5 protein-coding genes are annotated in these 5,660 nt (G+C 42.1%); 1 reads left to right on the top strand and 4 read right to left on the bottom strand.

What is annotated here, in order from left to right; translation table 11 throughout:
• The first annotated feature begins 157 nt into the window (after nt 1-157).
• The gene (locus K8S13_RS07135; RefSeq protein ID WP_291461550.1) at nt 158-1,456 is read left to right on the top strand and encodes a CBS domain-containing protein; all 1,299 of its coding nucleotides are present in this window, start codon (nt 158-160) and stop codon (nt 1,454-1,456) included.
• 9 nt (nt 1,457-1,465) lie between these two features.
• Here K8S13_RS07135 and K8S13_RS07130 read toward each other — a convergent pair whose 3' ends face one another.
• From K8S13_RS07130 to K8S13_RS07115, 4 genes are all read right to left on the bottom strand, one after another.
• Nucleotides 1,466-3,115 carry a fatty acid CoA ligase family protein gene (locus tag K8S13_RS07130; protein WP_291461548.1) on the bottom strand — a complete coding sequence of 550 codons (1,650 nt, stop codon included), beginning with the start codon at nt 3,113-3,115 and terminating at the stop codon, nt 1,466-1,468.
• Entirely contained in the window at nt 3,112-3,825 is a 714-nt protein-coding gene (locus K8S13_RS07125; RefSeq protein WP_291461547.1) for a hypothetical protein, read from the bottom strand. The genes K8S13_RS07130 and K8S13_RS07125 overlap by 4 nt, the downstream gene beginning before the upstream one ends.
• Nucleotides 3,826-3,899: 74 nt before the next feature.
• Nucleotides 3,900-4,814 (bottom strand): alpha/beta fold hydrolase, encoded by a 915-nt coding sequence (locus K8S13_RS07120; RefSeq protein WP_291461545.1) that lies wholly within the window; start codon nt 4,812-4,814, stop codon nt 3,900-3,902.
• Nucleotides 4,808-5,660 (bottom strand): 3-oxoacyl-[acyl-carrier-protein] synthase III C-terminal domain-containing protein (locus K8S13_RS07115; RefSeq protein WP_291461543.1); only part of this gene is annotated, 853 nt, incomplete at its 5' end. The genes K8S13_RS07120 and K8S13_RS07115, both read right to left, overlap by 7 nt.

Below are 5,660 nucleotides of genomic sequence, written 5' to 3'. Positions count from 1 at the left end.
CCCCCGCTACCAAAGAAATTAAGGGGTTCAGCATTCGGTGCTGCCCCTTTTTGTGATTTTGGATTGTTGCTTCCATTTAAGAGATTTCAATAAATCATTGAATAAATATCCTGTATGATGATATTCAGTAGAATATCAATGAAAAAAAGAGGGACATATGGTCATCATTACTACCCATAAAGGATCGGATTTTGATGCATTGGCATCCCTGGTAGCAGCAAGCGTGCTTTACCCTGGTGCCAAACCGGTTTTACCAACATCAATTAATGCAAATCTAAAAGCTTTTTTATCCATTCATAAAGATTTGTTTGATCTCTACTCTCCTAAAGATATTATTTTAGAGCATGTAACAACTCTTGTTGTTGTAGATACACATTCCTGGAGTCGACTGGAAGGCATGGAGGCGTTGAAAGACAGGCAGGATCTTGAGATTATCGTGTGGGACCATCATTCTGAAGGCGATATTGAAACCGATCAGAAAACCATCAGTGAAACAGGGGCCACTGTTACCATGCTGGTAAAAGAGATTGAAAAACAAAGAAAGCTGATTACCCCGATTCAGGCCACGCTTTTTTTAATGGGGATCTATGAAGATACGGGAAATCTCACATTTCCGTCAACTCTGTCAGAGGATGCATATGCCGCAGGGTTTCTTCTTGACAGGAAAGCAGACCTGCACATTCTTTCCACCTTTTTACGCCAGGCCTATGGGAAAAAGCAGAAAGATATCCTTTTTCAGATGATACAGAAAGCTGAAAGAAGGGACATCGGCGGGTTCACCATCAGTATTGCCAGGATGGAGATAGAAGGGCGAATCCAGAATCTTGCCATGGTCCTTCAGATGTACCGGGAAATTGTCAATGTGGATGCTGCATTTGGAATTTTTAAAGATGTTGAACGTAACAAATGCATGGTTATCGGTAGAAGTAATATAGAGGAAATCAATATTGGCATTTTAATGCGGAGCGTAGGGGGTGGTGGGCACCCGGGAGCGGGATCAGCGCTGTTAAAAGGGGTAAACCCTGATACAATTGAAGAAATACTTGTTGAACTCATTTCCGGAAATCAGCACTCTTCAGTCATGCTGTCGGATATCATGTCCTATCCTGTAGTTACGGTTGGTGCGGATACAAAGATTGAAGAAGTGGCCATGATTTTAAGAGATCTGGGCTGTAGTGGTATGCCGGTTGTAGATAAAGATGAGCATATCGTAGGGGTGATCTCCCGGAGGGATTTTAAGAAGGTCAGACAATCAAAACATATGCAGTCTCCTGTAAAAGCATTCATGAACAGGAATGTTGTGACCATAGACCATGACAAAAGTGCCATAGAAGCAGCCAGATTGATGATAAGACATGATATCGGACGTATCCCTGTCATGAGGGAGGATAAAATTATCGGGATCATTACCCGATCAGATGCAATGATGTATTTTTATGATCTGTTACCTGATTAACAGTATTTGTTATAAGTTGAGTTTTCTTTTTGCTTTAACAGCAAGCTTTTCCCTGAATATTTTTGAGTTGTGCCGGATGTCTACCGGGAATGCCTTTTCAATAAAAATATGTTGAATACTCGCCGTTAGCTGGTTTGATTTTGCAAGATCTAAAAGCTCTTTGATAAATGCTTTTTTATTGCTTATTTTTGCACAGGGTTCAATAAACACGACCGGGGTCTGCATGTTTTTCGGGCCAGCCCCTGCAAGGGCGCTTCTAAATACCTTTTCATGATTGTTGAAGATGGCTTCAACAGGGATTGTGAAAAGGGTTTCATCACGGGTGATGACCCGATGGCTTTTTCTTCCGCAAAACCATAGTCGCCCCTTTGAATCCTTCCATCCAAGGTCACCCATTCTATGCCAGATTTTGCCGTCCGGATCAGGGATTTTAGCCAGCAGGTCTGCTTCACGGTTGTTAAAATAGTGCTCTGTCACAAGGTCTGCTTTTACGGTTATTTCTCCCACCTGTTTTTCAGGCACTTTGAGTTTATCATGAAGCTGGGTAATGGGATCATCACTGATTTTGATCAGTTCAACCCGGGTGTCGCTGATGGGTCGGCCGATACACATGCCAAATCCCTGCTCGGAAAGCTTTCTGGTTTCTGCCAGGATTTCATTGGACCCGATGGATATGATTGGGACTGCCTCTGTTGCACCATAGGGGGTATGAATTTGGGCATTGCCTGTCAGCATGAAGGAAAACTGTTCAATGTTAGCCGGTGTCACAGGCGCGCCTGCAGATATCACACGTCTTAAAGAGGGCAGTTTGATATTGTTCTCCTTACCGAATTTACCCACCCGGTTTAAGAGAGCCGGGGAGGCAAACATATTGGTGACACCGTGGTTTTCAATGGCTTCAATTATTTTTTTGGGGTCCACCAGAGCCGGCTTGGTCGGGTCCATATCAGGAATAACGGCTGTCATACCAAGGATCGGATCAAAAAGGGCAAACAAAGGAAAAGTTGGCAAATCAATCTCATCCGGTTCAATTTGAAAATGCTCCTGGATCTGTTTAATCTGGGCATCAAAGTTACCATGGGTATAGACTACGCCCTTGGCAGGGCCAGTGGATCCTGTGGTAAATACAATGGCTGCGGTTTCATCACGGGCGGTCCGGGCAGTTGGATAAGGATCATCTGTCTGTGTCATGAGTTGATCAAGGGTATATCCTCCCCAGAACCATCGTTTGCCAACGGTAACCCAGTGTTTTACCGATTTAAAAAAGCCGGGTTTGAGTTTTCGTAAAAGATGAGCCTTTTCAATACCGATAAAGGCTTTGGGCCTGCCTTGTTCCAGGCATTGAAGCATCCGGTCAATCCCCATTCCCGGATCAACAACAACCGGTACGGCACCCACCTTGAACATGGCAAATATGGTGATAAAAAATTCCATACCGGGTGTCACCATTAAAATGGTTCGGGTCCCCCTGATAATGCCGATTCTTTCAAGGCCAAAGGCAAGAGCATCAGATTCCCTTTCAAGCTGGATAAATGTCATCTGGCTGTATAGAACTCTGCCGTTCTTGTCTCTTCCGGCAGGATAGACAACTGCTCTTTTGTGGGGATATTTTTCTTGTATTTTTTTCAGACCAAGTGAGATATTTGTATAGGCTGTCATAAGAATTTCTTTTTTAGTTTGTCAATATTTCCTTTAATGAATCCTTTGGGAATCGCTTTATTTGATTTTAATTTTTGGGTCAGTTCCCTTGCGGGTGCCAAGGCACTTTGGGCAAGCTCCGTCAGTTCTTTGCTTTTGGCTTCAATTTGAGTAAGCCCCTGCTCTTTATTTACGCGAAATAGAACATAGGTTGTTTTAACGGATTTTTCAATTTTTAAAAAGGCTTTTTGCAGTGTATTTTTTGCTTTTCCCCAAGTCTTTTTTTCCTTGTCTGCAATTTTTTTCTGATCCGGATATTTTTGGGCAATGGCATCTATCCTTGCAATCTCCTTATCAAATAAAGTCATTTCTGAGTTAAAGAGGATCAGTGCGACATAAAGATCAGGAAAATAATCAAAGCTGAACCGAAGCATCTCTTCGGGAAGATTAATATGTTTTAATTCTAGTTTTTTATAAGTTGCGTTTTGGGGGTTGGAGTCCTTTGGGGTAAAATACAGGGTATACACGATATATGAAGATGCGCCAACGGCAATAAGAATTAGCAAAGCAATAAATATCAGTTTTTTTGAAGGCAGCTTTTTTTTCTTTTTCTCAGGCTCATCCTGAGTATCAGGTGCGTCCTTACTTTCTTTTTTTTCTTCAGGCAGATCTTTTTCGGACGCTTTTGCTTCCTCTTTATCTTTTTTTTTCTTTTTTCCGAATCCAAGCATGATTGTTTTTTACCCTAAGCCTGCATTAAATGTCAAAACAAAGAATGATTTTATCTTTGCCCCATTTGTTTGCTTCATTTGTTTAAGAAGGCTTCGATCAGATGGGCAGTTTCTTTTGGCTTGTCTTCAAACAGGTAATGGCCTGCATCATGAAAAACATGGGTGACGGCTTGTGGAAACCTGCGTCTGAATTCATTTAAAAATGCCAGGTCAAAAACAAAATCTTTTGCCCCCCATAAAAACATTAATGAGGATTCATCAAGGTCTTTAAGGTGCTGATCCACATGATCGACGATTGCATAACTTTTATCTTTTTCACTTATCGGTATGTCCTGGACAAATTTTAAGGTTGCAATCCTGTTTTTCCAGGAATTATAAGGTTTAACAAGGCCTTTTTTGACGTTTGGGTGTAATTTTTTTTTGCTGCAAAGATAGAGGGCAGCTTTAGCAAACACGTTAAGTCCAAGTACGGCAGGGACTGCAAAGATTCTGATATATTTGATGATCCATAACAGGAAGGGGAATTGCTTTTCTTTTGGCAGGAAAAATCCCGAGGTATTGGTAATAATGATTTTGTCAATCCTGTCAATGTGATCCACTGCCCAGGCAAGACCGATCATGCCGCCCCAGTCATGGAGAATCAGGCTGATTTTTTCATTGATGTTCAAATGATTAATCAGGGTATCAAGGTCTTTTACCCGGGATTCAAGGGTGTAATTATATGCTTTTGTATTTGGCTTGTCTGAAAACCCGCATCCGATATGATCCAAGGCTATGGCACGAAAACCCTGTGACAGGATTTGGATCAGGTGCCTGTAATAAAACGACCAGGTGGGGTTGCCGTGAACCATGATAACGGGGATGCCTCTGCCTTTGTCAATATAGTGAAGATCATGTCCATTGATATTCATGAAGTTGGACTCAAAAGGATAGATATCTTCAAAGTCTTTTGTGGAGGTCAGTTTGTCATTAATAATTTTTTCTACCATTCAACACCTAAAATATAGCAGTTAAGCCCTGATCCGACACCGATAAAGGCCACAAAATCTTCCGGCTGTAAAAAACCTCTCTCATCTGCTATGGCTGCAGTGATGGGAAGTGAAACCGTTCCTATATTGCCTAAAAACGGATAGGTGCAAAAATCTTTTTTTATATTTTCATTCAAGGCTTTGTAAAATCTCTGGTGATGCGCTGCCCCGACTTGATGTCCGATAAATTTATCCGGTTTATCAAGGGGGAGATCAAATTCTTTTTTAAATTCTTCAAATGTTTTTTTGGCAAGGACAAGGCCATTTTCGAGAACGTCCTGGGCCTTGGTTCTCATGATGACTTTTGAATCTGTGGGCATTCCATTTTGTTCAAATCCCCAATTGCACAGGGCGTGATACTCAATGGCATTTTTTACCACTCCACCTTTAAGGGCATGTTTTCGGTTGTCCGGGTTGCCCCCGATACCGTCGATACCACCAATACCACCAATACCACCAATACCACCAATACCAAAGGTACCGTTGGTTAACAGCACGGCAGCCGCTCCTGACCCACCTGTCATTGTGGCAATGGCATCTTTATAGAAATCAATGTTTTTATAGGTGTTGATTTCATTGATGGTTGAATCAACAATTTGTCGTGCGGTTTCACAGGAGACCACAAGCCCTGCTTTAATATTGCCAAGCTCTATTTCATTGGCCACATGGACAATGCCTGTGACCATCCCGAGACAGGCACTTTTAACATCGTAAATATGGGCATTGCCTCCAATATTCAAACGGTCGGCAACAGAACAGGATGTGGCCGGTTCAAATCCATCCTGGCCCACCCCGCAATAAACAAGG

It is taken from the genome of Desulfobacula sp. (genome assembly GCF_021107415.1).
The sequence above is the reverse complement of the archived record's forward strand: the minus strand, read 5'-3'. Positions and strand labels throughout refer to the sequence as shown.

Bases quoted from the DNA above. Each gene is read 5' to 3' on its own strand.
- K8S13_RS07135 (WP_291461550.1), top strand. From the start codon at position 158: ATGGTCATCATTACTACCCATAAAGGATCGGATTTTGATGCATTGGCA.
- K8S13_RS07120 (WP_291461545.1), bottom strand. From the start codon at position 4,814: ATGGTAGAAAAAATTATTAATGACAAACTGACCTCCACAAAAGACTTT.
- K8S13_RS07125 (WP_291461547.1), bottom strand. From the start codon at position 3,825: ATGCTTGGATTCGGAAAAAAGAAAAAAAAAGATAAAGAGGAAGCAAAA.
- K8S13_RS07130 (WP_291461548.1), bottom strand. From the start codon at position 3,115: ATGACAGCCTATACAAATATCTCACTTGGTCTGAAAAAAATACAAGAA.